We start from the raw sequence: 26,205 nt of genomic DNA on the forward strand, positions 1-26,205 counted from the left end.
CCCAGGAAAGGTTACCCTAATCCCAGTCCTTTCCCTCTCACGGGTCATGAACTTCTCTCAGGAAAGTTACCCTAATCCCTCACACGATTCACGAAATTCTCTCAGGAAATCTTATCCTGAAAACCGCCCCTCCCTCATTGAAGGCTTCAAGTTCACCATCAAGCTGATCAACAAGGGCCCTCACAAGGGTCATCCCCAGTGAATCCGATGAACCTGAACTGAAATCCTCTGGAAGCCCCTGACCCGTGTCCCTGTGATCCAGAAGGTACACCCCACCCCTCAGGTTGAAGCTGATCATGATCCTCCCCTCACCATCAGGGAAGGCGTACTTTATTGAGTTTGTGACAAGTTCACTGACTATGAGGGCCACCGGGACCGCAACCTCAATATCAAGGCTCACATCATCCACACTGATATCCGATATGATACCTGAGGCGCCATATGTTGAGAGCAGTTCAGTTACAAGGCGTGAGATGTAGTTCCTCATGTTTATCTCTGAAAGGGTCTCAGACTGGTAGAGGCTCTCGTGTATCATGGCAATGGACTTTATACGTGTCTGGCTCTCCTCAAATATTCTGAGGTCTTCAGCATCCCTTATGTAGGGCTTCTGCAGGTTCAGAAGACTTGATATTATCTGCAGGTTATTCTTTACACGGTGATGTATCTCCCTTATAAGGGTCTCCCTCTCCCTGAGGGCGGCTATCAGTGATTCCTCATAGCGCCTGGCCTCTGTAACGTCCCTCACAAGGACAGCCCCGAGGCCGGGCATGATACTGAACCTTGAGATCTGAACCACCCTTTCACCCTCTATCAGGAACTCATCATCCCCACGGGCCTCAAGGATCACCTCTGAGCATATCTCAGACATCCTCCTTCCCAGAGCATCGTCCCTTCCGGTGGATGTTATCTCCTCAAGTGCCCGGTTCCAGTAGATTACAGTATCTGATTCATCGGTTATGGCGATACCATCTGAGATGTTATCGGCAACTCCCCTGAATCTCATCTCACTCTCACGGAGCCTCTCTGTGGCCCTCCTGTGGAGGCTTATATCAGTTGCTAGGAATATGAAGCCAATGGGCTCCCTGAAGCGCCCCCTTATGGGGGATGCTGTGAGGAGAACATCAGTTGTCTTCCCATCCGCTGAGATTATCCTGGTCTCCATTTCAGATGAGCTGAAACCAGAGACCAGCTCCCCCAGTATCTCCCTGTCAGATGGGTCAAAGAGGTTCCAGAAGGGTTTACCCCTGAGGTCTCTGGAGCTGTAGGATAGCTTCTCATGGACGCTCCTGCTGAAGCTTGTCACCCTACCCTCAAGGTCCGTTATGATGAGGAAGTTGGGCATCACCTCGGCTATGCTCCTCGCCGCGATGGCAGGTGAGAGTTCAGGGAAGTCATACCTCCAGACACCATAGGCGATGAAGAGCAGGCCAAGGGACAGCATGGTCTGGGTGAACTCAGGGAAGACCATCCCCATAAGATCCCTGAGAATGAAGTCAGTTGTGAAGCTCACAATCAGGGGGAGGAAGAGACCCGTGAATATGTACAGGGACTCCCTCTTTCTGTACCCTTTGGATCCCAGGTAGTCCCTGAAGGTGATGGCTGCCGCCGTCAGTGTCACGGTAACGGTCCAGAATGAGAAGAGTGCAAAGACCACCGGGGGTTCAGGGAGGGCGTAGGTCCAGCCATAATATGTGAGGAGTGGACCGGAAATGAAGAGGTCAGTCAGGAGTCCCGTTAATATGAATATAACCGCGGGCGTATAGATTATGGCCACTGCAAGTTTACCTGCACCCTTCCCGGTGTAGTTGAGGGCTATGTGGAGGAGAATCGCCAGGATGACTGGCCAGAGGAGACTAAGCCTCAGCCATATCATGGCATCCCCTGGTGTCGCCACCGTCCGGTAGACGAACTCGGTGAAGGCCATGAATGACACAGCAACACCAAGGTTGGATACAAGCAAGTTGAGGTTGTTCCGGGGGTTACGGTAGTAGATGAATACTGAGGTGTAGAATGCAATCACAGATGCCAGGAGGGATATGATTGAGTAGGGGTTCATAGAGGCCTCCATGTGGATTTAAATGGCGGTATGCTCGCATCACCCGGGTCTGATCCTATCATCCTCAACCACCACCTCACCCCTCCGGGCCATCTCCCCTATGACTTTCCTGATACCCGTGGCAGTCTTCCTGCTGGTATTTCTGAAACCGAACATCCTTGAAACCCGTGTTACAACCTCATCCATCTCTGAGGTGGACTTCATTGCAATCCTGACAGCCTCCTCGATCTCCATGGGGGATATGAGCGAGATGTCAACCCTGCCACTCCTCCTCCTCACGGTGACCGGCATGGACTCTGTGAGGAGAAGGAATTCACCGCTTCGCTTGATGTTACCGTTATTCTCCGCCATCTCAATTGCAGAGTTTATTATGCTTCTCACCCTCCTCCCTGCTCTTCTAAGTCCACAGGACTCCCTTATACGCCTTATAACCTCCTCAACGTGTACCGGACCCTCCATTGATACTATTTCACTCACAACGGATGATATCACGGGTGTGGGGTTCTTGTAGAGGTCGTCGGGTTTTTTCAGTTTATCGGTGCTGTACTCAACGTAACTGGCAACAGACTCCCCCCGGGATTCGCCGGGAAGATCCATTGATTCCACTGCATCCTGCTCCTCTATGGTGGATTCAGGGGAACCTTCCTCAACCAGCTCAGGGGGTTCAGGTTCATCCACCTCAACTGTCCCCTCCTGGCCTTCCAGTTCAGTCACCTCATCTGCCTCCCTGGATTTCCTGGTTTTCTCAACTATCTCAGAGAGTCCATCTGCAACCTTCCTCTGTGTCTCATCCCTGTTGCGGTACCAGTCAGAGGACCAGAGGTGGATGATGTTCCAGCCCAGGTTTCTGAGGATCTCCTCCCTGAGCCTGTCACGGTCCCTTGCAACCTCTGCCCTGCTGTACATTTCACCATCAGTTAGGATCCCTGCAATGTACCTTCCAGGGTCATCCGGGTCCTTAACCGCGAAGTCAACCCTGAAACCGGCACAGCCAACGCCCCGGTCAACCTCGAAGCCCTCATCAACCAGAAACTCATATACTGAATCCTCAAAGAGGCCCTGTGAGGTGCCAGTGGAATCCGAGTCAAGCACACCTGTCTCAGCGTACCTGAGGAACCTTTTAAGTGCCCTGACACCGAAGGGGGTCCCTGGTCCGGTTTTAAGGTCCGATGCCCTGAAGTTGGTGAAGACCACGCACTTCTCACGGGCCCTGGTGATGAGGACGTTAAGCCTCCTCTCACCACCCTCCTGGTTCAGGGGCCCGAAGTTGAGGGACATCCGCCCGTTCTCATCAAAGCCGTATCCCACACTGATGAAGATAACGTCCCTCTCATCCCCCTGTATTGTTTCAAGGTTCTTTATGAAGAATGGTTCATCGGTTTCCTGGTTTATGAGCCTCTCGAGTTCAGGGTTCTCCCTTAACCTCTCCTCAAGGGCCTCAAGGATGGCGTTCATCTGGGCGACGGAGAATGTGCCGACACCGAGACTCCTTGATGTGCCGTACCTCATGAAGTGCTCCTCTATGGCCTCAACAACGGCTGCGGCCTCAAGGGGATTGGATGATGTCCTCCCACGCTCATACACAGTTTCCGGGAGGTAACTGAGGTGGAGTCCCAGTTCCTCATCCTCCCTTGAGGGTGAAGGGTACACCAGGAGCCTGTTGTCATAGAACTCCTGGTTTGACACCGCGATCAGGGACTCATGCCGGCTCCTGTAGTGCCACCTGAGCATCCTCACAGGGAAGCTCCTCTTGCACAGGTGCAGTATGCTCTCAATGTCAGCGGCGGTGGCCACATCCTCAGAGTCCTCCTCTGATGTGATCATCTGATCAAAGAAGCTTGTTGGTGGGAGCTGGTTGGTGTCACCCATCACGACAGCATTTCTGGCCCTGAGGAATGCCCCGAGGGCGTCCTCTGGTTTAACCTGTGATGCCTCGTCGAATATCACCACATCAAACTGGAGTTCGCTGCTCCTGGGGTCGAGGTACTGTGCAATGGAGAGGGGGCTCATCATGAAGCAGGGCTTTATCCTCTTTATAACGCCACCTGCAAGTTTAAGGAGCTTCCGGAGGGGCATATGCCCCCTCTTACGTGTGAACTCACCGCTCAGGATGCTCTCCTCAGAGTCCGGGGCCGCCCCCCCGAAGACTGCTGGCATGTTACTGTTGAGCTGATGTATGAGCCTCTTCCTGTTGAGCTCGATTATCCTGGAGTCAAGCTCCCTGAACTCCCTTATCCTGGCCTCATGGAGGTCACCTATGAATGTGTAAAGGGCTGGTATCTCCCTGAAGGCCCTCTCAAGGAGCGCATCTGCAAGGTTACCCTCCATTGCCGGCCTTATATCATCCATACTGATTATCCCTGACTCTATGAGTGGTATGAATGCTGCCCCACGGGTCTTCATGCAGAGCCTCTTCTTCTCAAGGTACTGGGACCAGAGGGGGAGGAGGTTGAGGGCCTCCCTCCAGGCCTTAACCCTTGACCTCCAGGCCCGGAAGGGGACATCCTCTGGGGGGGAGTTGAATATGACATGGGCATGGGTGTTTATCCTTGTCTGGAGCTTTGAGAGTTTATCCTCAAGTTCACTGTGGATTCTGAGGATTTCATGGAATTCAGAGAGAAGCCTATCACCGTCAAGGCCATCCGAGATGCACTCAAGTGTCCTCTCTGATATGAGGCCCTCACTGTGGAGGTCCCTGAACCTCACTATCCACTCTGCAGTGGCCCTCAGGTCCTGGATGGATGGGTTTTCCGGGTTCCACATTGAACCGAAGAACCTCTCAGCCACACCACTGTACCTTTCAAGTTCCCCCTTCAGGCTCATGACATCAATCAGGTTCTCAAGGTCCTCCACGACCTCATAATCATTCTCAGGGGCCCTCCCAACGTAGAGGGCATCTATCTCATTCCTCACCTTCCTGTACCTTCCGCTGAGGAATTTTATCCTGCTGGATGACTCCTTCAGGTACTCCCTGAGAAGGGCCTCCAGGTCCACATTATGGACGGATTCATGGAACCTGTCAAGTATCTCCCTCCTGCGGGTGTAGGCCTCAAGCTTATCAAGGAGGGTTAAGGCGTCGGCCCTGTACCGATCCCATATCTCTGATTCAAGGACACCGAGGTCGAAGGGCCGTGACTCTGAAACCACAGAGACAACCTCAGCGAGCCTCTCAAGGTCCCCGGCAGTCTTAACGGTGCTGAAGCCGTACTTCTCCTGAAATTCCTGGAGTGCAGCCATGAGTCTGTCATTCAAATCCATTATTGACTCCAGGAGGACCTCGAGTTCCCTCACATCGGAGGGGAGCATCATCCCGGGGTCGGTGCCTGACCATGGGTTCTCATGGAGGGGTGGGAGGAGTTCGGCGAGCTTCGCAAGGTTCCTAAGTTCCACCAGGGCCTCGTCCCACTCATCAGGGGTTATGGTCTCAGGTGAGGGTATCCTGACAAATGGGAGCTCACCATTGAAGTACCTCTCTGAACTCTCCTTCATACCGAACAACTGGAAGGGTGAGAGCTGTATGCTGTACAGTGGTTCATGGAGGGCCCTCCTGTACTCGTTGAGCTCATCGCGCAGCTTCTCCACCCTCCTGAACTCCCTCTCAGCGTCGGGCCTCTCTGCCTCGGCCTCCATGAGGGTTGACTCCAGTTCATTGAGGACGTCCTTCTTCCGGGCCTTGTGGGAGTGGAGTTCAAGGCAGAATCTGCCAAGGCCTATGGAGTCCAGCCTGCTCTTCACAACCTCAAGGGCGGCCATCTTCTCACTCACAAAGAGGACTGTCTTTCCTGCGGCCATGAGCTCGGCTATGAGGTTAACTATGGTCTGGGACTTCCCTGTCCCAGGGGGCCCCTCAACCACAAGGTTCTTACCCGCCTTGACGTCCTCTATAACCGCGATCTGGGATGAGTCGGCGTCAACCACGTGGTAGAGGTTTTCATAGGGGATGCTGTCTATGTCCACCTCCCCATCGTCCTCATCGATTTCAATGGAGAAGAGGGCCTTAAGGAGGGGGCGTTCAACTATCTCATCCCAGTTTGAATAGGATGCCGGGTCAAGGTCCATGTACATGAGGAACTTGGTGAATGAGAAGAAACCCAGCTGGACCTCATCTGTGACCCCCCATCCATCCATGGATTTCACTGCATCCTCAACCTTTCTGAGGTACTCTGAGATCCCTGAAGGACTCTGGGGCATCCTGAACTCGGGTAATTCGATTCCCTCCTCCCTGAGCCTGGCCTGGAGTGACATGTTGGTTATGATCTCGCTGCCATCCCATCGGAGTGAGAATGATGAGCCAGCCCTGCGCCTCTCAAGGACCACCGGGACGAGAACCAGGGGTGCCCTCCTGATGTCAGGTTCATCTGCAGCCATCCACTCAAGGAACCCCAGGGCGAGGTAGAGTATGTTGTAGCCCTGCTCCTGGATCATCGTCCTGGCCCTCTGGTTGATGTAGAAGAGCCTCCTCTGGAGTTCAGATTCTGTGAGGTCAGTCAGGAGGATGTTCTCATCATCGGGTCTAATGTCCTCCAGGTCATCACCGGGGTCAAGCTCCCCTTCACCTTCGGGGCCCTCCAGCTCGTTAACGATATCCACTTCACCTTCGGGGTCCTCAATGTCGTTACCTGGGTCAGTCTCCTCTTCAGGTTCCCTCCTGGGGGCCAGTTTCATCTTAGCCCCGTTGAGGACAAGGTAGGTGTATATGTATTCAGGGTCGTGGTTCACAACCTCAACCGTCCTTGACCTTGGCCTGAAGTTCAGGAGCTGGTTTCGCATTGTGAGGTCAAGGAGTTTCTCCCTAAGATTCTCAAATTCCCTCTCGATGATCTTCCTTGCAGATTTATCCATTCAGATTCTCCCTCAACAGTTATATCCCGCACTGAAGGCAGCAGCCCTCCATTCAGTTTATATACAGATCACTCTACTGGTTCTGCACTCATCCCATCAGATCTTCTTCTCCTGGGGCGTTGTTGTGGCGGCAACTCTGTAGAAGACATATACAAGGACAATGTCAACCACCCATATGAGGGCGGCTACTATCTCATCATTCCAGGGTATCGGGTGGAAGAGGTCAATGAGGTCCATCACCCTCGTGGCTGAGAAGAGTATCATTGAAACAGCGAATACCCTCAGGAGGAGTGTGGTCTCATTTATGTTGGAGAAGAGCATTCCCAGGGCAGCCTCACTGTATCTCAGGTTGTTGAGGAGTATCCTCGCTGCAAAGTACAGGGTGAGGATGGGTGGTATTATTATGAGCCAGCCAGGGACCATCAGGCATCACCCCCCATCACCGAGGCCAGGAGCCCCACCGCTACAAGGAGAAAGAGGGCGTTCAGGTTCAGTAAACCCTCAACCACGCACTCTGACTGTCCCCACACGAATGTGAGGCCCACGAGTACCGTGAAGATCGATGATATGAATATGGATGCACATATGATCCTGGACTCACGCCTCTTAAGGAAGAGCATGGAGACCGCAAGTTCCCTGGACCTCAACTCTGAGAGTATCCTGAGACATGAGACTATTATCATGACCCCCAGGATGAGCCCCGCCACGCGGTTTACAAGAATCAGGATATCCATGTAAAACACCACCAGATACTATGTTAAAGGAAATATTTATTTATTGGGTTTTTCACCTCCAGAATCCCCATCTGCACCCTAACCGTTCAATCAGTGGACCCGGAGTTGATGTGTGAGAGGAGGAGGGCCATGTTGATTATATCCTCCCGGTTGTGCTCCACCACCGGTACAAGGGGCCCCGGGTTACCGGTTGAGAGGTAGGTATGGTAGTAGTCGGGCACATATGCCCCTGGAACGTCAAGGTCCCTCTCCACCCCCAGGATGTGGCTCTCCACCGTGCAGAGCCTGCAGTCAGGTAGGCTGCAGCCCCAGAGGCGCCTTGATACATGGTATAGGTCAACGTGGCAGTGCTCCAGCCGGTTACCCAGGTTATGGAGCTCCGACCTCCTCCTTATATATGGGATGTCGAAGCTTGCCCCGTTGAATGTTACAAGAACCGAGTCTGGTGGGATGTGGTGGAATATCTCAAGGACAGCGGCCTCCATGGAGGGTTCGGGGGCGAGGCGCTGCCTCACATGGATCTTACCGTCCTCAATCCAGGCCATGCCAGTGAGTATCACGGGTTCGTCTGAGAGCCCGAGGGTCTCGATGTCAAGGAAGGTGAACGCCCCACCATCAAGGAGCCCCAGTGCACCAAGCACCCTCTCGTCAGATGGGGATGCATTGAGGTAACACCTCAGGTTGTACACATCCCCTGACTGGATCATGGAAAGGACCCTGGAGGCCTCATGGCTGTACCTCTCATGTGCAAGGAGGTCTGGAACCGTGAGGTACCCCTCAGACTTCAGCCTCTCCTCGGTGACCGGCCCAACGCCCCTGAGGAGCTTGAGGTCAGAGAGGATGTCATCCGCTGATTCCCGCACCCTGAACCTCATCTTCCTGCTGAAGGATACCTCAAGTGCCTCTGCACCCGCCGCTGTCAGCCGGGATGCCCCGATGGCCTCCTCCAGTTCCATGCCCTCATATTCTCTCATGAGGTCCCATTTGAGTTTCTCAAACATCCACTATCCCCCGTTCAATTCATTCCATTCCTGGCCCTCTCATGGAAGTAATCTGCCATCTCAGCCTCTCCCTGCTCCCTGAGGATGGCCCCCATCAGGTAGCATGCCCCCGCATTAGATGGTTCCTCCTCGAGGATCTCATGCAGCTTCAGCTTGGCATCAGAGAGCCTGCCCTCACTGCAGAGGAGTTCAACCTCCTCAAGGACACCTGGGGCCTCCTCACTGCTCTCCTCCTCAGCACCCCCCGATGCCCTCCCCATGAGGTGTTCAAGTATCATCACTGTGGCGTCCCTGTGGAGTGGTGAATTGTCGTTGCCACATTTTGGTGAGTAGATGCATGATGGACACCCGTCACTGCAGCCACAGGATGATACCAGTTCAAGTGTCGACCTGAGGAGGTCCTCGAAGACCTCAACACCCTTCTCAGCAAGCCCTATGCCGCCCTCAAAGCCGTCATAGATGAACACGGTTGCCTCCTGGGTGTCCTGGTGCCATGGGGTTGACAGTCCCCCTATGTCCATCCTGTCACAGAGTACATGGAGGGGGAAGAGTGCTATGAGCGCGTGCTCAGCGCCGTGGAGTCCGCCCTCAAATGTTTCATCATCCCCGTACTCCCCTTCAACCCTCTTTCTGAGAGTGTCGGGTACCGTGAACCAGAGTGCCCTGGTCCTGAACCTGATGGGTGGAAGTTCAAGGTCCCTCTTCCCCAGGACCTTACTGTAGCTCATGACCCTGTAACCGGTGTAGTGCTCTGTAACCTCAACCTCGCCGAAGTTAACCTCAAGGCCTCCCACCCTCCTCCTCCTGAGTTTCCTGATCACCCTGAGGTCTGTCTCCCTGAGGACCGACGTATGGTACTCCACGTTCCTCCTCTCAACGGTTATCCTCCTCTTCTGCAGGTCAAAGTCCCGTACGATGTAGGTGTTGCCGTGGTTCATGAGCACAGCGCCCTCATGGGCCTCCCTGTATGCCTGGGACCGGCTCATGGTCTCAAGTGTTCGTCCCTCGCATATCACCGTGAAGGTATCCGATGAGATATCATCCAGTCCATACCTGAACTGGGGGTCTGTGGTGCATACCAGTCCCTCATGTGAGATTTCAAGCTCCCCCTCACCCAGCATCTCCCCTGCCACTGTCATGCTGAAGTCGTGGTCCAGGAAGTCCTGGAGGGTGAGGGGCAACTCTGAGGCTGCGCAGGCCGTGTGGTTCCTGAGTATGAACCTGTTTTCAGGGTTGATTATGGCGTTCTCATGGGGCCTCGCGAAGATGAAGTGGGGGTTCTTCATGATGTACTGGTCCAGGGGGTTCTCGAAGGCTACCATGATTACAAGGGAATCCTTTCTGTTCCTCCCTGCCCTCCCTGCCTGCTGCCAGGTGGATATCATGGTCCCAGGGTAACCGGATATTATCATCGCATCAAGTGAACCGATGTCTATGCCAAGTTCCAGGGCATTGGTGGTGGTGACACCCAGGAGCCTCCCTGACCTGAGCCCTGATTCTATCATCCTCCTCTGCTCTGCCAAGTACCCTGCCCTGTATGATGTTACGCGGTCAATGAGCTTCCTGTTCTCCCTGTCGAGCTGCTCACGGGTCCACCGGGTTACAAGTTCAGCCATCTTCCTTGAGACGGTGAAGCAGAGGGTCTGAACACCCCTCAGAACAAGGTAGGTGAGTATGGATGAGGTTTCAAGGTGCGCCGATGGGTCCCCCCTCTTACTGTAGGGGTTGTAGAGTACGAAGTGCCTGGGGCCGGAGGGGGATGTATCCTGTGAGATGACATGGAAATCCAGTCCCGTCAGTTTAGCTGAGAATTCCTCAGGGTTGGCGAGGGTTGCGCTTGCAAGGATGAACCTGGGGTCTGAACCGTAATACCTGCAGATTCTCCTCAGCCTCCTTATGAGGAGCGCCACACTGGATCCGAAGACACCCCGGTACTGGTGGGCCTCATCTATCACCACATACCTGAGGTTACTGTAGAACCTCCTCCACTGGTGGTGCCATGGGAGGACACGGTGGAGCTGGTGGGGATTTGTGAGCACCACACGGGAGTTCTCCCTTATCCATGGCCTCCTCTCCCTGGGGGTGTCCCCATCATAGGTTGCAGGGTTGAGTGTGACTCCAAGCTCCGATTCAAGGTGTTCAAGAACCTTCAGCTGGTCCCTTGAGAGTGCCTTTGCCGGGTAGATGTAGAGGGCCGTTGCACTCCCATCAAGGGTGAGGGTCTCCATTATGGGGAGGTTGAAGGCGAGGGTCTTCCCTGAGGCCGTTGGGGTTGTTATGAGGATGTTCCTCCCCTCCCTTATGGCCTCAAGGGCCTCTGCCTGGTGACGGTAGAGTCTGATGCCGTGCCTCTCAAGGTACTCAGTGATGTTCTCAGGAAGATCGGTGACCTCCGCGTATTCAGCGCGCCTTGCGGGGATCGTTTCAACGTGTTCCACGGCATCCCTGAAGCGCCAGTCCCTCCTGAACCTCTCAAGCACCCTTTTAACCATGTTAATAGAATTGGGGGACGATCCTATTAAATGTTTTTCAGTTCATGGATCTCTCCCCTCATGATTCAAAATTAATATATACATGTAAACACATATTATTTAACAGTACAGAGAGGGAGTGTTAATATTAAGAGGGTAATTGTGATTATCTTTGTACTTGCAGTTACTGCGATGGCGGGCTGTGTCTCAGAGGAATCAGAATACCAGGACCAGAACCTCAGCAATTACTCAGATGTGAGTCCAGAGGATTACATAACCTCAGATACAGGTAATGCCTCCGGGACAGGTGAATATGATGCCATTGGAGTCTGCACCTACGTTGTTGATGGGGATACCATTGATGTTTCAGGTACAGGGAGGATACGCCTTGTGGGTGTCAACACCCCTGAGAGGGGGGAGCCAGGCTACAGGGAGGCGAAGGACTTCATGAAATCAATGTGCCTCTCAAGAACCGTGCAGCTCGACATAGACGATGCAAAAAGGCATGATAAATATGGGAGGGTCCTCGCTGTGGTCTACGTGGATGGGGTCAACATGAACAGGGAACTCCTCAGGAGGGGATATGCCGAGGTCATGTACATTCCACCATCAGAGTTCAACCCATATGAGTGGACCTGAAATGATAGGGATGGTGTCAGGTACGATGATGCTTAACATTTGAAATTTAGATGCAACCTTTAAATGTAATCTTTGATATAAACATGATGTAACTGAATTAATCGGGAAGGTTTGTTGATGTCAGAGATAGCATTGATTGACCTGTTTGCAGGTGCCGGGGGACTCACCGAGGGTTTTTTAAGAAATGATTATGAATTTGTATCACATGTTGAGATGGATGTGAACGCAATCAGAACACTTGAAACCCGGTGCCTTTACCATTACCTGAAAAGGGATGGTAATTCTGACGATTACAGCGCATATCTGATGAATGAGATAACCCGCGATGAACTCTTTGAGGAACACCCTGAATTCAACAGGGATCTCTACATGAATCTTGAGCTCACAGAGGGAAATAAGAATCGTGTTATAGAACGTATTAAGTCAAAAATGGAAGTTCTTGGATTTGAATCAGTTGATGGTATCATTGGCGGTCCCCCATGCCAGGCCTACTCCTATGCTGGAAGGGCGCGTAAGAATATGGCGAATGACAGGAGAAATTATCTCTACCTCATCTACCTCTCATTCCTGAAGGAATTTCGACCTGAATTCTTTGTCTTTGAAAATGTCCCGGGAATGATTTCAGCAAAGGAGGGTTTAATTTTATCTGATTTTCAGGAGAAGGTCATCAATCTCGGTTACAATCTTGATGTCAAAATTCGTGATGCCTCGGATTTCGGTGTTCCGCAGCGAAGAAAAAGGCTCATAGTTATAGGACATCGTCTGGAAATGGATGGTGAAATAAATTTTGAAAAACACAGATACAGGGGCAATGTATGGGATTTACTATCAGATCTGCCCCCTCTTGAACCTGGAGAAGGTTACGATGGACCGCAGCATTATGCAGAAAAGCCTGCACAGCCTCTGAAAGAATCAGGTATAAGGACAGATGGGGATGTGCTGCTCCATCATCAGGCGAGGAATCATAACTCAAGAGATCGTGAAATTTACAGAAGAGTGATTGAAGCATGGGAATCTGAAAGAAGAAGACTGAAATACACTGAGCTTCCGCCGGAACTCAGGACTCACAGGAACACCAGCTCATTTCTTGACCGCTACAAGGTCGTTGCAGGTGACCTTCCATTTTCACATACACTTGTTGCTCACATATCCAAGGACGGACACTACTACATCCATCCTGACAGAAAACAGGCCCGTTCTCTGACCGTAAGGGAGGCTGCGAGGATTCAGTCATTTCCTGACAGTTACATATTTGAGGGGTCCCGGACATCGAAGTATCAGCAGATAGGAAACGCTGTGCCACCATTAATGTCAGAGAGGATTGCCCGAAGGATCCATGAAATATTAAAGGGGGGTCTCTGATCTCTGAAAAAAACCAGCTCATTGATATCCATGCAAAAATCTGTGATTGGGGAAAAAGTAATTTAAGAAAATTTCCCTGGCGTGAACGAAATGATGATTATGGAATCCTCCTGGCTGAAATAATGCTTCACAGAACACGTGCGGAGCAGGTTCTTGAGATCTATGAAGACTTTGTTGAAAGATTTCCGGATTTTAAGTCTGTGTGCGAGGCAGAACCTGAAGCCATAGAAAATGAACTCTCATCACTTGGTCTCAGATGGAGAGCCAGAAATCTCCATAAACTCTCATGTGAGATCGAACGCAGATACGATGGCGTGGTTCCAAGAAACAAGGGTGAACTGCTTGAACTTCCAGGTGTAGGGAATTACATTTCATCAGCGTTTTTATGTTTTTCAGAGAACATTCCTGAACCTCTGCTGGATACAAACACCGTAAGAATCATCGGTAGATTATTCAACCTTGAAATTAGCGATTCATCCCGCAGAAAAAAGGATTTTGAAACGCTAATGAGGAGGCTTCTTGAATTTGGTGACTGCAGGCATTTTTCATTTTCCATGATTGACCTCGCAGAGGCTGTGTGCAGACCTTCCAGTCCACTCTGCCATGAATGTCCCCTGAAACTTTCATGCAGCTTTTACAGGAGATCCCATGATGAGACAGATAATGATTGAAGAAATAATAAAGGAGGTTCTTGGACCGCGCGATGGTCCTCAGGAACTTCTGAAGAGTGACCCCTACGATGAATACATAACAGGTGTTATTATTCCAGAAGAATGGAATCCTGTTATGGAAACTGGCCCTGCTGACCCTGATTCTGAAGGCGTTAATGATGGCATGAATTCATCAGAAGAGGACGATCTTTCGGATAACCAAGTATCACCGTCCTCGGAACCATTTATCAGACCCCGATCATTTGGTATGTCATTCATGGTGCCCTCAAACACAGATAAAATGGATGTGTGTGTTACGTGGGGCAGATACACAAAGGACGAAGACAGGAAAATGTGGAGAAGAGAAAGCCATTTCCGCATCAAAAAGATTTCACTTGAAGGTGACAGCACCCATGAATGCATCTATGAAGGGAATGACGGTCGCATAATGATCAGTGTTATGGTCCGCAACTACGGAAACTCCGAAAAGAATGTGAGGGTGATTCTTGTAAACAAACTTCATACCACCAGAAATGCTTACAGGCCGGAAACAGCATCCTGTATTTTTCAGCCGAGCATCCGCGTTAATGTGAATGGGTGCCCGGAGGCTGCGGATCATGCCGAAGATTACAAGAATGAGATGAATTTCATCTACAGAAACAGAAAAATTGATGTTATGGGGATTCAATGTTCAGCCGTATCAAAATCCTGTGAATATTCACAGCACATCAATGAAAGCGTTATATGGTCTGATGGTGTTGAGCTGGCTGAAAGGTTCCCTGAAATTCAAAATTTCAGAAAACCAGATTTCAGAACAGAATTTGTACCCCTCTATTCTATCCCAATACCATCCTTTGATACAGAGAATGTTGATGAACTATCCGCAACGGAACTTTCAGAGGCATGGGATCCAGCTTCACTTTCAGAAATCATAAAGCCGCTCATAGATTCATATGAAGAATGGATAGAATCCAACAGAGAAGAATATCTGTCCATGGATGATGAAAAGAAAAAATTTGCATCAGATATAATTGAAAGACAGGAACATGCACTGCAAAGAATCAAAATAGGATTGGAAATTCTCATAGACCATGATGAAGCAAGACTGGCCTTCTGTTTTGCAAATAAGGTTATATCACTTCAGCATAAATGGGCTGATAGAGACGATGATTTCCTATGGAGACCGTTCCAGATTGCATTTTTCCTCATGAACATCGAAGCGATATTCAATCCACAATCTGAAGATCGTGATGTGCTGGATCTCCTGTGGATACCAACAGGAGGCGGAAAGACAGAAGCTTATCTTGCTATCATGGCCTTCACAATCTCACTTCGCCGTCTCAGAGGTTCTCTGGGTTCAGGAAACACTGGCATATACTATGGGACAGCAGTTATATCAAGATACACGCTGCGACTCCTCACAGTACAGCAGTTCAGAAGAACACTTAGAATGATAACTGCAGCGGAGTATCTTAGAGTTTTCGTGTGCAGGGATGGTCTTCGGGGGTGGAGACCATCTGTCTGTGATATCAGAAAGGACTGGCTTTATGGATCTGTCAGGTTTTCGGCAGGCCTCTGGGTTGGTGGAGGCGTATCCCCACTTCATCTCAGAAAAAGAAATACAGGGGCCATGGACATACTGTTATCCTCTGATGATGACAGATCTGAAAGTGAGCCAGCACAGGTCATCAAATGTCCCGCCTGCAATGCCTGGTTGAGCCTTCCCTCATCTTCAGATGCTTCACTACCCGCCCATGATAACACGATAATCATTGTTGTCAGAAAAAAGAAAGATGATGTGATTTTCGAACCTTCAAAAATCAGGGAGATGTTTCCCGAAATTGTGGATATTATAAGTTCCAGAGAAAACCTCAGGGAAGACCACGAAACACTCACCATAAAATTTTATGAAGGGGATGTTGATCTCTTCCGGATATCCGAAATCATGGAATGCATCGGAAAGTACTTTGAATTCTCTTCACTGAACTGGCGCAGACCAGGATACTTTGGAAGCTCCTATGATGAAGGCAGAAAAAAAAGAAGATACTCTGACTTTGAAATATGGTGCCTCAACCCTGAATGTCCTCTTAATAAAGGAGTTGAATGGATGGAGGGCATTCCCTCAGATGAAGAAGCAGAGTTTCCTGACGGGAACACCTTAAGGAGGTTTGAGGGTCCATTTAAAGAGAACCGGAGAATTCCAGTTCCCGCATACACAGTCGATGAGCAGGTTTATGCAAGATGCCCCACGGTTATCATAAGCACGGCAGATAAGATTGCAAGGCTATCCTTTGAATCAAGGGCAGCTGCAATCTTCGGGAATGTTGATAAATTCAACAGATTTTACGGTTATCACAGGGATGGACTGTATCCTGAAGAGGCTACAGAAAGGAGTAAAAGATATGATACTGATGTTGACAGGTTTCTGCCTCCCGAACTGATAATCCAGGACGAACTTCACCTCCTGGACGGTCCTCTTGGAAGCATGTTCGGGATCTATGAGGCAGTCGTGGAGTCACTGCTGTGCAGTGGAGGGGTGAGACCAAAATACCTTGCATCCACTGCAACGATAAACAATGCAGGTGACCAGACGAAACTTCTCTTTGGAAGGGATCTGTTCCAGTTCCCCCCAAATGGTCTTGAAATAGAGGACTCATTTTTCGTTAAGGAGGATGATCCCGCCAGCGCATGGGATGAAAAAAAGGGGGGCAGACTTTACATGGGAATCGCAGCACCTGGAAGAGGTCCAATAACACCCCAGATAAGGCTATGGGCCCGTGTTCTCAAAACATCTGCAGAAAAGGCAGATGAGGAGACCATCAGATATTACTGGACAGTTGTGGGGTACTACAATTCAATAAGGGAACTGGGAGGGGCAATTGCATTTTACAGGGAGGACGTCGTGGAAAGGTTGAAGGAGATTTCAGGTGATGATCTCCGTGATATAGGGCCTGATCCCCTTGAACTCTCAAGCAGGATTGATTCAACTGCTCTGCCACTTATACTGGACGGAATAGAACGTGATGGGGAACAGGAAGGAACTCCTGAGTATGATGCCATATTCACAACTTCAATGTTCGGTACCGGTGTTGACGTGCCCCATCTATCACTCATGATTGTCAACGGTCAGCCGAAGACAACCGGATCCTACATACAGGCAACTGGAAGAATAGGGCGAAAATATGGAGGTCTTGTTCTGACATTTCTGAATGCTGCAAGACCACGTGATATGAATCACTATGAGATGTTCATGAAGTATCATGCAAGGATTCATGAAAATGTTGAACCCGTGTCCGTTTCACCGTATTCAGATGGAGCCATGAGCAGGGCCCTTGGACCCGCAGCAGTCGCATTTCTCAGGAATATGCCATTATCCGCCGCCAGCTGGACAGAAAACAAGGAAGGTGACATAATACTTTCTGAAAAAGCCTCTGAAGACGTTCATAAACTCATTGAATCCATGGTGAAACGTGCTGAGAAAATATTTAAAGACAGGGAGGAGTCCTCGATCATTAAAACTTCTCTTGAGGGATGTATGAAGCTGTGGAAAGCTGTTGCTAACGAATCCGATGAACTCCATTTTTCGGAATACACGCAATTTAAAAGACCAGAACACAACGTGGTTCTAGCCACGCCAGCACATGAATATGAAAAACTCAAAACAGTTTTCAGGAATGCCCCGAATTCACTGCGGGATATTGAAGAAACAACAGGTTTTAGGGTGTGAAAATGAGTCCTGATGTGCAGCATCTGAGGAGATCCCAGTTCATATTTACCTATGGACCCGGAGCCATACTGGAAGGAAAAAATGGACCCCGGATAATCCCTTCACTGAATCAGGGACTAAGGAATTTATTTACCGGTGAGTATCTCGAAAAATTTGAGGTTAGTGACAGCAGGGTTTCTGAGTTCCTCAAGAAAAATGAAGAAATTAATAAGATAAGGCTATTTTCGATCCCTAGCAACGCAGCCCTTAACCGTGATGAAAGCCTTTACATCTACAACACATATCCATTTCCTCGCTGGAAAATATGTTATGGAAGAGACAGTGATAAGAATCATTCACCGGTCCTTTACAAGGATGAGAGAGGCGAATGTCCCATCTGTGGATCAGATAAGGCTTCAGCAACACGATTTGTTGCCGCATGTCCTGATGGACATCTTGATGAGGTGCCCTGGCACTATCTTGTTCACAGTGAAAGGACTGGCTGCAATTCGCGGTATTTTTACTGGAAAATTGAGGGACCATCCATTGCAGACATAAAGGTTGAATGCCCCAAATGTGGACAGTCATCATCCCTGCGTGATATTTACAGAAGAAAATTCCGATGCACTGGCAGATTTCCTGAAAATGGAGAGGGGAATCGTGGAAGTGAGATATGCGAACTTGAAATGAAAACTATTCAGAGACAGTCAACCTCACTGAGGATACCTGTAACACTGACCCTTGTGAAAATTCCCTATAAAAACAAACTCGATGAAATACTGGAGGATTCTGAATTCAGGGGCAGTATGATTTCCCTGATAAAAACAGGAGTGGATAAAGAAAATCTGCTTTCATATGTTAGAGAAAATAAAGGAGAATATTATCATGACATTGAACATTTTATAACGGAAAGGGGATACGGCGAATTCTGTGAATATGTGCTGAACTTCACTGAGAATAGAACAGCAGATCCTCTTGCAGATGAATTTCAGGCCCTCAGAGATATGCAGAGCTCTGAAATCCTATCAATGGGTAGACCGGTGGATTTTTCAGTTGATTCTCAGCTTTCCCTTAAAATTATTCCTGTAAGAAAATTGAAGCTCACAACAGTTCAAATAGGTTACTTCAGGAGTCCATATCTCAAAAAAAATGAAAATTCAGAGGTGCTGCAACCAAGGATTGTAAGAACAGGCGCACAGGATGCACTGTCAGGGACCTGGTGGTATCCTGCATTTGAGAGTGCGGGGGAGGGTTTGTTCATAACGGCTGATGTAAGTACAGATGACCTTTCATCTCCAGATGTGCTGCAGGAGTGGAATGAAAAAAATCTGATTCATGATGAAATTCTGAAAAAAAATAGAAGGGTGACCCCTGAATTTGTATGGTGGCACACACTTTCACATGCTCTTATAAGGGCCGTATCGCTGTATTCTGGCTATGCATCAGCCTCAATAAGGGAAAGGGTCTACTCAGACGGGTGTCATGGAGGCATTCTCCTCTATTCATCATCCATTGGAGATGAGTGCAGTATGGGGGGCCTCTCGGGATGTGCTTCAGAATCCAGATTTGATGAGATATGGAAAATGGCGATTAAAGATCTTGAATTCTGCTCCAACGATCCAATATGCCATCAGAACAGAATTTCAGAGGGAAATTACAATGGTTCAGCATGTCACAGTTGTTTAATGATCTCTGAGACGTCCTGTGAACACAGAAATAGATGGCTGGACAGGCACGTGGTTCTTGGAGATTGATGATTCGTCTGATCCGTCAAAAATGGTGAATACATATGGAAAATGCATATTACTATCACGACTACCCTGTATGCCCAAACTGTAACGAACCTGCGATTACAGGAGCACCTCTCCTGATGGAGGATGATGGAACATTTATGTGCTCCTCCTGCGGCGCTTTCTTCAGCAGGACAATGTATCTCCATAGGCAGGAAAAACTCTATAATCTCCTGAAAAAGTTAAAAGGATCCATAAAAAAGGATCTATCTTTACTCTGGTCAATAAAAAATAATCCAATTGAGAAATCGTATCTGAAATGGCTTCCCCAAATTAGTTCAGGTAAGTACCTGATAACATGGCCCTGGAAGGACGTCAGGTTTATCCCCCTTCTGATATGCGAGTACCTCAGGATTAAGAAAAATGCGAAAATCATTGTTGTTGGAGAAATCCATGATAAAACTGATAGAACTGAGTTTGGGCTACCTGACTCCTTTTCAGCATTTGAAAGCCTCCATTACATTGAAAATATGTCCTTTAAATTGAATTCAGGAGATTATAGAGAATTTAAAAGGATAATATCAAAAATAGACAGAAAAAATATCTTCAAAAAGAAAAAAAAGATTCATTACAGAATAAAGGATTTAAAAAACAGACACGTGACAGAAATATCGTTTTATAATCCTGAAATGACCCTGAGAAAATGCAGAAACCGCATTCTAAAACATTACAATAATCTCTATGGGATGGACGCTGTAAAAAGTATTACTCTAAAAAGTGAAAAAGGACAGAAAAAAAAGGAAATGATAAACGATGATGGAATAATCAATATAACGATTGAGGAAAGGTGCGAATGGACGGGGGAAAGGCTTCGTTTTCCAAAATTTGACATGTTCAGTGCAATACTACATTCTGACAGCTTGATAAAGGTTAAAGATCAATTTAAATATGACTGCATAACTGAAGTCATAAATACTGACATCTCAGGAAATTCAGCGGTTTTTGTCTCGCAATTTCTGGAACCTGATTATCTTTTTGGTCTCATTGAAGAATTTAATCCAGATATTGTATTCTTCACCGATTCCGATTTTTTCGTCAACGAAAGGCTTTTCAGGGGACGAAGATGGCGAAAATTTCAGGAATTTATTCTTTCAACGGATCATACTATTCTGATGTTCTCCAGCAGACCAGATAGCCGCCACCTGTACAGGGATCTAATGGACAGTTTAACGGCACACACATGGGACTGTGTACCCCTCCTTGATATTCTTTTCAGAGAGAAAGATAATTCAATACAATCCCCATTTTCATCATCATTAAGTGAACTATCTCTTAACCCCCGCGATGCTAAAATAGAGTATGTTCATGTTGATGAACTTGATAGAATAGAAGAGACATCCAAGAGGATTCTTAAAGTGAACAATGACAGAACTCTCCGCAAATACCTAAGACATCTTCCAGAAACACCACTCCATCTTTCTGGGCCATACAGGTATTCAATGAAAGGATGGGTCATTGATAACATTCTCAATGAACTTCTGGATACGCCCTTATTTGATGAAGTAAAAAACACATTCGAAGATGTTTATTCAGTTTCATCAAGTTCACAGCAAAATCCGATATTGAATTCAATGAAAGACATCATTGAATCAGAAGTGGCAGCAAATGGAAATCAATCCATATTTGTCGTCTTGAAGTCATGGAACGAAACAAAAAAACTGAAAAGTATTTTTGAGACTGATGAGGAGAATTCCATATTTAAAGCTGTTGAGGTATGCACATGGAATGATCTCCCCAATCATTACGAAAAGAATGATTCAGTTATAATTACAACATCATATCCACCTATAGACTACTCGATGAATGATACATATGTAGCTAAATTCTACTTCATAGGGGGATCCAGCAATCTCAAGAAAATAAAATCAATAGTCGAGAACAGAATCACAGAACAGATAAAAAAACCTCTACATATTCCATCCAGAGATGAAAATGCGCCTGCACTGCTATTTGATGTCACAGGAAAGATCAGTGATCAGGAAACTGTTAAAGAGGAGATTCTGAAGTTTGAGAAAATCCTTAGATCCAAATCGCATAACAGATCATCGCTTCATGAAAGAACCCCTGAAAGACGTAAAAGAACCATAAAGCCAGGTGCTGAATGTGTACTTGCCATAAATGAAATGAACGAGGGAATGTTCATACCTCCCCACAGAATCCTGTTTTTTAAGGATGAGTATGCTGATAGAATAGAGCACATCAGAGCAGGAAGCAAAGCAGAAAACCTTCAGAACAGATCCTTGCTGCTGGATGAACATGGATTTTATGCATCATTCAAAATTCTCTTCACGCAGTTCATGATAGAAATTGCTCCTCATCTGCAGATAAAAAGATCCTATTATACATGGACCGGATTTGGGGAACTGGTTGAAGATTCCTATGAGTGGCTCAAGAATATGAAAACCGCTGTGAAAAAACTTATGGATACACGTGGCTGCCATGAGGAGCGGGCAAAGGATTACCTTTCTAAATATCTTGTCAAATTTGATCTGAATGCCAGAAATCATGAATATATAAAAACTCACTGGTTGTCTGAGCCCGAGATTATAAAAACTTCAAGGGGTTATGTTCCCATTTTCGACGTTGAACATCCTAAGGGACTTGCAGATGTTGAAAAAATATACATGGCACTCAATGAGCTGTTCCCTGAAATGGGACTCGATGAGGAGCAGGCAAGGAGATCCTACATCGCCTCACTGACACTTCAGGAGATGAGAAGGAAATTCTTAACCGACGGAAAACAATCTTTACCTCTAAAACATCACAGACTCTATGATGACCTCTGGAAAGAAATAAAACACGTTCTCAAACGTTCCCGCAAGTTTAAAATAAATCAAGCAAGGAATGTTAGGGTTAAAATACGTGCACCGTCCATGAAGATACTCTCAGATTATGAAAGATACATCAGATGAGTTGCAGCTGGTCTTTCCATCTCTCAAGGATTTCCTTCTTAATTTCCATGAGCTCCACATCCTTAAGTATACTTCCATTTCGCGTGATATGACCTCTCAGGGTCCGCAATATAAATGACACCACAGCATGCCCTATCATATCACCCTTAAGGCCATATGGTGGTTCTAAGAGGAATCGCAACTCCTCAACAATATCAACGTTCTCCTTTTTTGAGAGTCTATCAACGGTGACCTCAACCATTGCCTTAACAGGATGGTATGTGCCGTTCTTCAGGTTGAGGTCATCATCCACGATCCATTTCCCATTCGTATCACGGAGAAGATAGGATAGAAAGCGGAATAAACCCTTGGTGGACTTCCTCCTGAACTCATCAAGGGTCCTTGAGAGGAAGAATATCTTGAAAACATTTGGATAGTCCTTCCCTATTTTCCAGAGGTTTCTGTTTCCACGTATCTCGGGTATATTCTCAGGGCCGAATGGGAAAATCCTTCTTGAGAGTTCACTGTTTATCATCTCACTGACACCGTAGAGCATATCACCACCACCTGATTCACCGTTGAGGTACCAGCGGAAACCTGACTGCATCATGTCCCCGATCAAAGTCGCGATTATTCTCTCAGCAATCCTCCTGTGCTCACCCCCATCTCTGGTCTCTGCAAGTGTCAGATGATCAAGCAGTAACTCAAATCTCTCTCCTGAAAGGGCCACATCTGGGCAGATGACTATGACGTTCCTTAAATCATTAAAATTGATTTTAAAATCTATGTCGTCAATTCTAAGTAAAAGAAGAAGAGGTATGGATGAGCCGGGCCCTTTGAACCTTTCTGATGTTAAACCTCCATCTGCGGTCGCACACACTGTGATGAGTTCTCTGAGTGAGGCTCCCCTTATGAAATGATAAAGATCATGAATCCTTTCACCGAATAGCCTCTCAGGGTTCTCCATGAGCGAATCACGTAATTTCTCCCTTAATCTGATCTCATCAGGATTCAGGTCTGGTCTCTCGGTGTTGAAGGTTTTGAGGGAGGTTATATAGGTTTCAAGCACTTCAGTGGATGGTATTTTTTTAAGGTAGATAACCTCCTCGGCAATATTCAGGAGTCCGTAATCCTCGAGTTCTTCAAGAAAACGCTTCAGTGGTTTCTCCTCCAGTCCAAAAACCTTCAGTGGACATCCTGGAACTTCACCAGTTAAAAGATCATTTATTTTTATTTTTTCTGTTTCCAGCTCCTCTGAAAGCCTGTAAAGGCAGTATGCCACAACATGAGGGTCAGGATCATTGAGGTGAATCCTTTTAATCGGTCTACCCCTTCCCTTTCCTCTGAAAGTAACCAGTTTCCCCAGATGGGAGTGCTCAAACATGTTAAGGATTGCTGAGACAGGGTTTTTCAGGGTTGATTCTGTGAGGTTAGGCTCTTCATCCTTCAGAATGCCTGTGATCTCATCCTTACCGAGGTACTCGTCGAACCCGACACGGTCACAGAATATTCTAACTGCAGGGGAACCATGGTACAGTTCTGTCCATATTATCTGCCAGGCTGATTCAGGTTTCATGAAGTAGATATCACGGATTCTTCTGAAGAGGGGTGTTACCCTTTTTCTTATGATGAGCCCGGCACCCTCAAGCCAGGACTCAACGGCCTTAACCTGGATGGGACCGAGGTTATTCCTTTCAGTCCACTTCTCCTCCCAGAGGAAGATGGATGGTAGCCATTCATCCCGCAGACCAAATGTGGAGTATCTGTCAATGCCCCTTTTTGAATTCATCATAGATTAAATAGTGGATGATAAAATAAATAAATTTGGGGTGGCTTTCTTGGTTAGATATGTTAATTTGAGGATAGTATCTGATGGGAAAGAGATAGAGGGGCTTCAGGAGCGAATGAAACGTATTCTTACTGAAAGGGCTGACAGAGTCGTTGAGGGGGGAGCAGGTTTCCAGGGGGGTGAGGAGGAGGGGAAGGTTTACTGGATCTCGGACCTCAGGATATGGTACATGACCCGTTTCATCGAGGGAAGCAGGTACTGGAACGGTTTTGGGACGGATGAACCTGCTGAGGGTGAAATCAATACAATCGTCTGTGAGATAAACTTTCCCCCCGAAGGCATAGATCGCAGAATAGGAGCTGCCTTTGCACGTGACCCCCTCGGAAACTATTACGTGGTCCACAGGGGCAAACTCGGAGGTAATTACAGTAAAAAATTTTTTGAGGATAATTATAATGGCGAGTGGACAGAGGTGGCTGATGGTGACCGCGAAAGCAGGGTCGTGGTCATAGGACCCCTGGACGATACACTCCCCGAAAATATAAGGGACTTTGTATATGATGTTAAAAGGATAAAAACAGCTGTAACTTCCAGGAAATTGAACAAGTGCCTCAATGAGTGGAAAGCGATTGTAGATGCTCTAGGAGAAGGAGAACAAACCATACTTATAAGAAAATATGGCACAAATATAAATGAATTTTTATTGTACCCGACAGTGAACTATACTAAGAATGACAATTATTTAGATGCCTTCAAAAAAGAGTACCGTGATTTTGTCATTGAAAAGAGTATTCCTGAAACTCAGCACAATCTGCCTGCCATAAAATATTTCGCTAAAGTTGTTGATGTAATAAATATTCCAAAAAAAATTTTAGGTAAAATCAACAGCTATCATATATGGAATCCAAAGCACGTAAACTCTTTTATTGAATCAAACGCTTATTTATGGATTATTAGAGTTTATAGGCTAAAAAAACCTGTTTTCACGGGAAAAACAGGTGGAATCATTTATGCTAGTACAGCGAAAGAGGTAGACATTGAAAATGCTGAACCAGTCCTAGGAGACGATGTTTTTTATAAAACTTTAAACGAAATTAGAAAAAAAGTTTCTGAAGAATATGATAATAATGATGTTTCCAGCCCATCGGACCCTAATTTAATAGGTAAAGGAATTAATTACCACGATTATCTCAAAAACAAGGGATACCACTTCAAACCGGAACTCGTTGAGAACTTCCTTCTCTCACTCAAGGTGAAGCCCTTCGTGATCCTCACAGGTAACTCAGGGACGGGTAAGACTAAGCTCGCCCAGCTCTACGGCCAGCACATCTCAGCCCCTGAAAGGAAGAGATACCTCATCGTACCTGTGGGTGCCAACTGGACCGAGAAGAGGCACATATTCGGTTACCTCAACATCATGACAGGTAAATACCAGAGCACCCCGGCACTGGACTTCATCATGAGGGCCTCAGAGGACCCCGAAAATCCATACATCCTCATACTCGATGAGATGAACCTTTCACACGTCGAACGCTACTTCTCAGACTTTCTCTCTGCCCTTGAGAGTGGTGAACCCGTACCCCTCCATGATGACCCTGAATGCGACTTCCCCTCAGAGATAACAATCCCCGAGAACCTCCTGGTTGTCGGTACCGTGAACGTGGATGAGACGACCTACATGTTCTCACCCAAGGTCCTTGACCGTGCAAACACCATAGAATTCAAGACCCTGAACCCCAGGGAATACCTCCTGGAGGATGGTGAACCCGGAGAACCTTCGGGGGACCTGAAATTCCTGGAGGACCCCCTCAACCATGACACCAGTGACCCCGGGGACCTGGGTGGCATCAGGGATGACCTTGTCCATGAACTCAGCTTCTTCCATGAAAAACTTCAGAGGGCAGGCTTCGACTTCGGTTTCAGGGTCACCAGGGAGGTCCTGGAATTCATGCACGCCGCATGGGTGTACGAGGGAAAACCCGTGGAATGGGAGAACTGGGAGCGCTACCTGGACGCCCAGATCAAACAGAAGATCCTGCCCAAGATCCACGGCCCGGAGAGACTCCTGAGGGACACCCTCAATGAACTGAAGGACCACTGTGAGGGGAGATTCCCTGAATCCCGGGATAAACTAGGGGAAATGGTTGAGACACTGAGGATCCAGCGCTACGTATCATTCATAAGGTAGTTGAAGATGGACTCCGAGATTATCATAGAGTTTCAGCTTGGCACCCTGAGGATCCGGGGCGGCCCTGCCCCTGGGAGATACCTGAG

Annotated in this window: 14 protein-coding genes; 7 read left to right on the plus strand and 7 right to left on the minus strand. The window is 47.7% G+C overall.

Features of this window, described 5'->3' with window-relative positions:
* Window positions 1-88: 88 nt before the first annotated feature.
* The 6 genes from L5462_RS04485 to L5462_RS04510 form a co-directional block, all read right to left on the minus strand.
* Window positions 89-2,056, minus strand: coding sequence for a histidine kinase dimerization/phosphoacceptor domain -containing protein (locus tag L5462_RS04485; protein WP_237779621.1), 1,968 nt, complete (start codon window positions 2,054-2,056; stop codon window positions 89-91).
* Between the two features lie 39 nt (window positions 2,057-2,095).
* Complete coding sequence (locus tag L5462_RS04490; protein WP_237779622.1) at window positions 2,096-6,898, minus strand: DUF3320 domain-containing protein; 4,803 nt, start codon at window positions 6,896-6,898, stop codon at window positions 2,096-2,098.
* A gap of 96 nt (window positions 6,899-6,994) precedes the next feature.
* A complete protein-coding gene (locus tag L5462_RS04495) occupies window positions 6,995-7,321 on the minus strand; it encodes a hypothetical protein (RefSeq protein WP_237779623.1) in 327 nt (108 codons plus the stop codon).
* Complete coding sequence (locus L5462_RS04500; protein WP_237779624.1) at window positions 7,321-7,632, minus strand: hypothetical protein; 312 nt, start codon at window positions 7,630-7,632, stop codon at window positions 7,321-7,323. The genes L5462_RS04495 and L5462_RS04500 overlap by 1 nt, the downstream gene beginning before the upstream one ends.
* Window positions 7,633-7,718: 86 nt before the next feature.
* Window positions 7,719-8,633: a ribonuclease H-like domain-containing protein gene (locus L5462_RS04505; protein WP_237779625.1), complete on the minus strand. Its 915-nt coding sequence runs from the start codon at window positions 8,631-8,633 to the stop codon at window positions 7,719-7,721.
* A 14-nt stretch (window positions 8,634-8,647) separates the two neighbouring features.
* Entirely contained in the window at window positions 8,648-11,125 is a 2,478-nt protein-coding gene (locus L5462_RS04510) for a DEAD/DEAH box helicase (RefSeq protein WP_237779626.1), read from the minus strand.
* Window positions 11,126-11,266: 141 nt separating this feature from the next.
* Here L5462_RS04510 and L5462_RS04515 point away from each other — a divergent pair, with 141 nt between their 5' ends.
* The 6 genes from L5462_RS04515 (at window position 11,267) to L5462_RS04540 (ending at window position 22,163) form a co-directional block, all read left to right on the plus strand.
* Window positions 11,267-11,743, plus strand: a complete 477-nt coding sequence (locus L5462_RS04515; protein ID WP_237779627.1) for a thermonuclease family protein — start codon at window positions 11,267-11,269, stop codon at window positions 11,741-11,743.
* Between the two features lie 117 nt (window positions 11,744-11,860).
* On the plus strand, window positions 11,861-13,105 hold the full coding sequence (locus L5462_RS04520; RefSeq protein ID WP_237779628.1) for a DNA cytosine methyltransferase: 1,245 nt from the start codon (window positions 11,861-11,863) through the stop codon (window positions 13,103-13,105).
* 122 nt (window positions 13,106-13,227) lie between these two features.
* The gene (locus tag L5462_RS04525; protein ID WP_237779629.1) at window positions 13,228-13,776 is read left to right on the plus strand and encodes a DNA glycosylase; all 549 of its coding nucleotides are present in this window, start codon (window positions 13,228-13,230) and stop codon (window positions 13,774-13,776) included.
* The gene (drmA, locus tag L5462_RS04530; RefSeq protein WP_237779630.1) at window positions 13,757-17,482 is read left to right on the plus strand and encodes a DISARM system helicase DrmA; all 3,726 of its coding nucleotides are present in this window, start codon (window positions 13,757-13,759) and stop codon (window positions 17,480-17,482) included. The genes L5462_RS04525 and drmA overlap by 20 nt, the downstream gene beginning before the upstream one ends.
* A 2-nt stretch (window positions 17,483-17,484) precedes the next feature.
* Window positions 17,485-19,215 (plus strand): DrmB family protein, encoded by a 1,731-nt coding sequence (drmB, locus tag L5462_RS04535; protein WP_237779631.1) that lies wholly within the window; start codon window positions 17,485-17,487, stop codon window positions 19,213-19,215.
* A 35-nt stretch (window positions 19,216-19,250) separates the two neighbouring features.
* On the plus strand, window positions 19,251-22,163 hold the full coding sequence (locus L5462_RS04540) for a hypothetical protein (protein ID WP_237779632.1): 2,913 nt from the start codon (window positions 19,251-19,253) through the stop codon (window positions 22,161-22,163).
* Here L5462_RS04540 and L5462_RS04545 read toward each other — a convergent pair.
* Window positions 22,156-23,931: a DUF4007 family protein gene (locus L5462_RS04545; protein ID WP_237779633.1), complete on the minus strand. Its 1,776-nt coding sequence runs from the start codon at window positions 23,929-23,931 to the stop codon at window positions 22,156-22,158. The genes L5462_RS04540 and L5462_RS04545 overlap by 8 nt on opposite strands.
* A gap of 49 nt (window positions 23,932-23,980) precedes the next feature.
* Between L5462_RS04545 and L5462_RS04550 the strand changes: the two genes are divergently transcribed.
* Window positions 23,981-26,119, plus strand: a complete 2,139-nt coding sequence (locus L5462_RS04550) for an McrB family protein (protein ID WP_237779634.1) — start codon at window positions 23,981-23,983, stop codon at window positions 26,117-26,119.
* Window positions 26,120-26,205: the final 86 nt, after the last annotated feature.

This window comes from Methanothermobacter sp. K4 (assembly GCF_022014235.1).
Lineage (GTDB): Archaea > Methanobacteriota > Methanobacteria > Methanobacteriales > Methanothermobacteraceae > Methanothermobacter.

Excerpts from the sequence above, each read along its gene's own strand:
- L5462_RS04485 (WP_237779621.1), bottom strand. The coding sequence starts at position 2,056 with ATGAACCCCTACTCAATCATATCCCTCCTGGCATCTGTGATTGCATTC.
- L5462_RS04490 (WP_237779622.1), bottom strand. The coding sequence starts at position 6,898 with ATGGATAAATCTGCAAGGAAGATCATCGAGAGGGAATTTGAGAATCTT.
- L5462_RS04495 (WP_237779623.1), bottom strand. The coding sequence starts at position 7,321 with ATGGTCCCTGGCTGGCTCATAATAATACCACCCATCCTCACCCTGTAC.
- L5462_RS04500 (WP_237779624.1), bottom strand. The coding sequence starts at position 7,632 with ATGGATATCCTGATTCTTGTAAACCGCGTGGCGGGGCTCATCCTGGGG.
- L5462_RS04505 (WP_237779625.1), bottom strand. The coding sequence starts at position 8,633 with ATGTTTGAGAAACTCAAATGGGACCTCATGAGAGAATATGAGGGCATG.
- L5462_RS04510 (WP_237779626.1), bottom strand. The coding sequence starts at position 11,125 with ATGGTTAAAAGGGTGCTTGAGAGGTTCAGGAGGGACTGGCGCTTCAGG.
- L5462_RS04520 (WP_237779628.1), top strand. The coding sequence starts at position 11,861 with ATGTCAGAGATAGCATTGATTGACCTGTTTGCAGGTGCCGGGGGACTC.
- L5462_RS04525 (WP_237779629.1), top strand. The coding sequence starts at position 13,228 with ATGCTTCACAGAACACGTGCGGAGCAGGTTCTTGAGATCTATGAAGAC.
- drmA (WP_237779630.1), top strand. The coding sequence starts at position 13,757 with ATGAGACAGATAATGATTGAAGAAATAATAAAGGAGGTTCTTGGACCG.
- drmB (WP_237779631.1), top strand. The coding sequence starts at position 17,485 with ATGAGTCCTGATGTGCAGCATCTGAGGAGATCCCAGTTCATATTTACC.
- L5462_RS04540 (WP_237779632.1), top strand. The coding sequence starts at position 19,251 with ATGGAAAATGCATATTACTATCACGACTACCCTGTATGCCCAAACTGT.
- L5462_RS04545 (WP_237779633.1), bottom strand. The coding sequence starts at position 23,931 with ATGAATTCAAAAAGGGGCATTGACAGATACTCCACATTTGGTCTGCGG.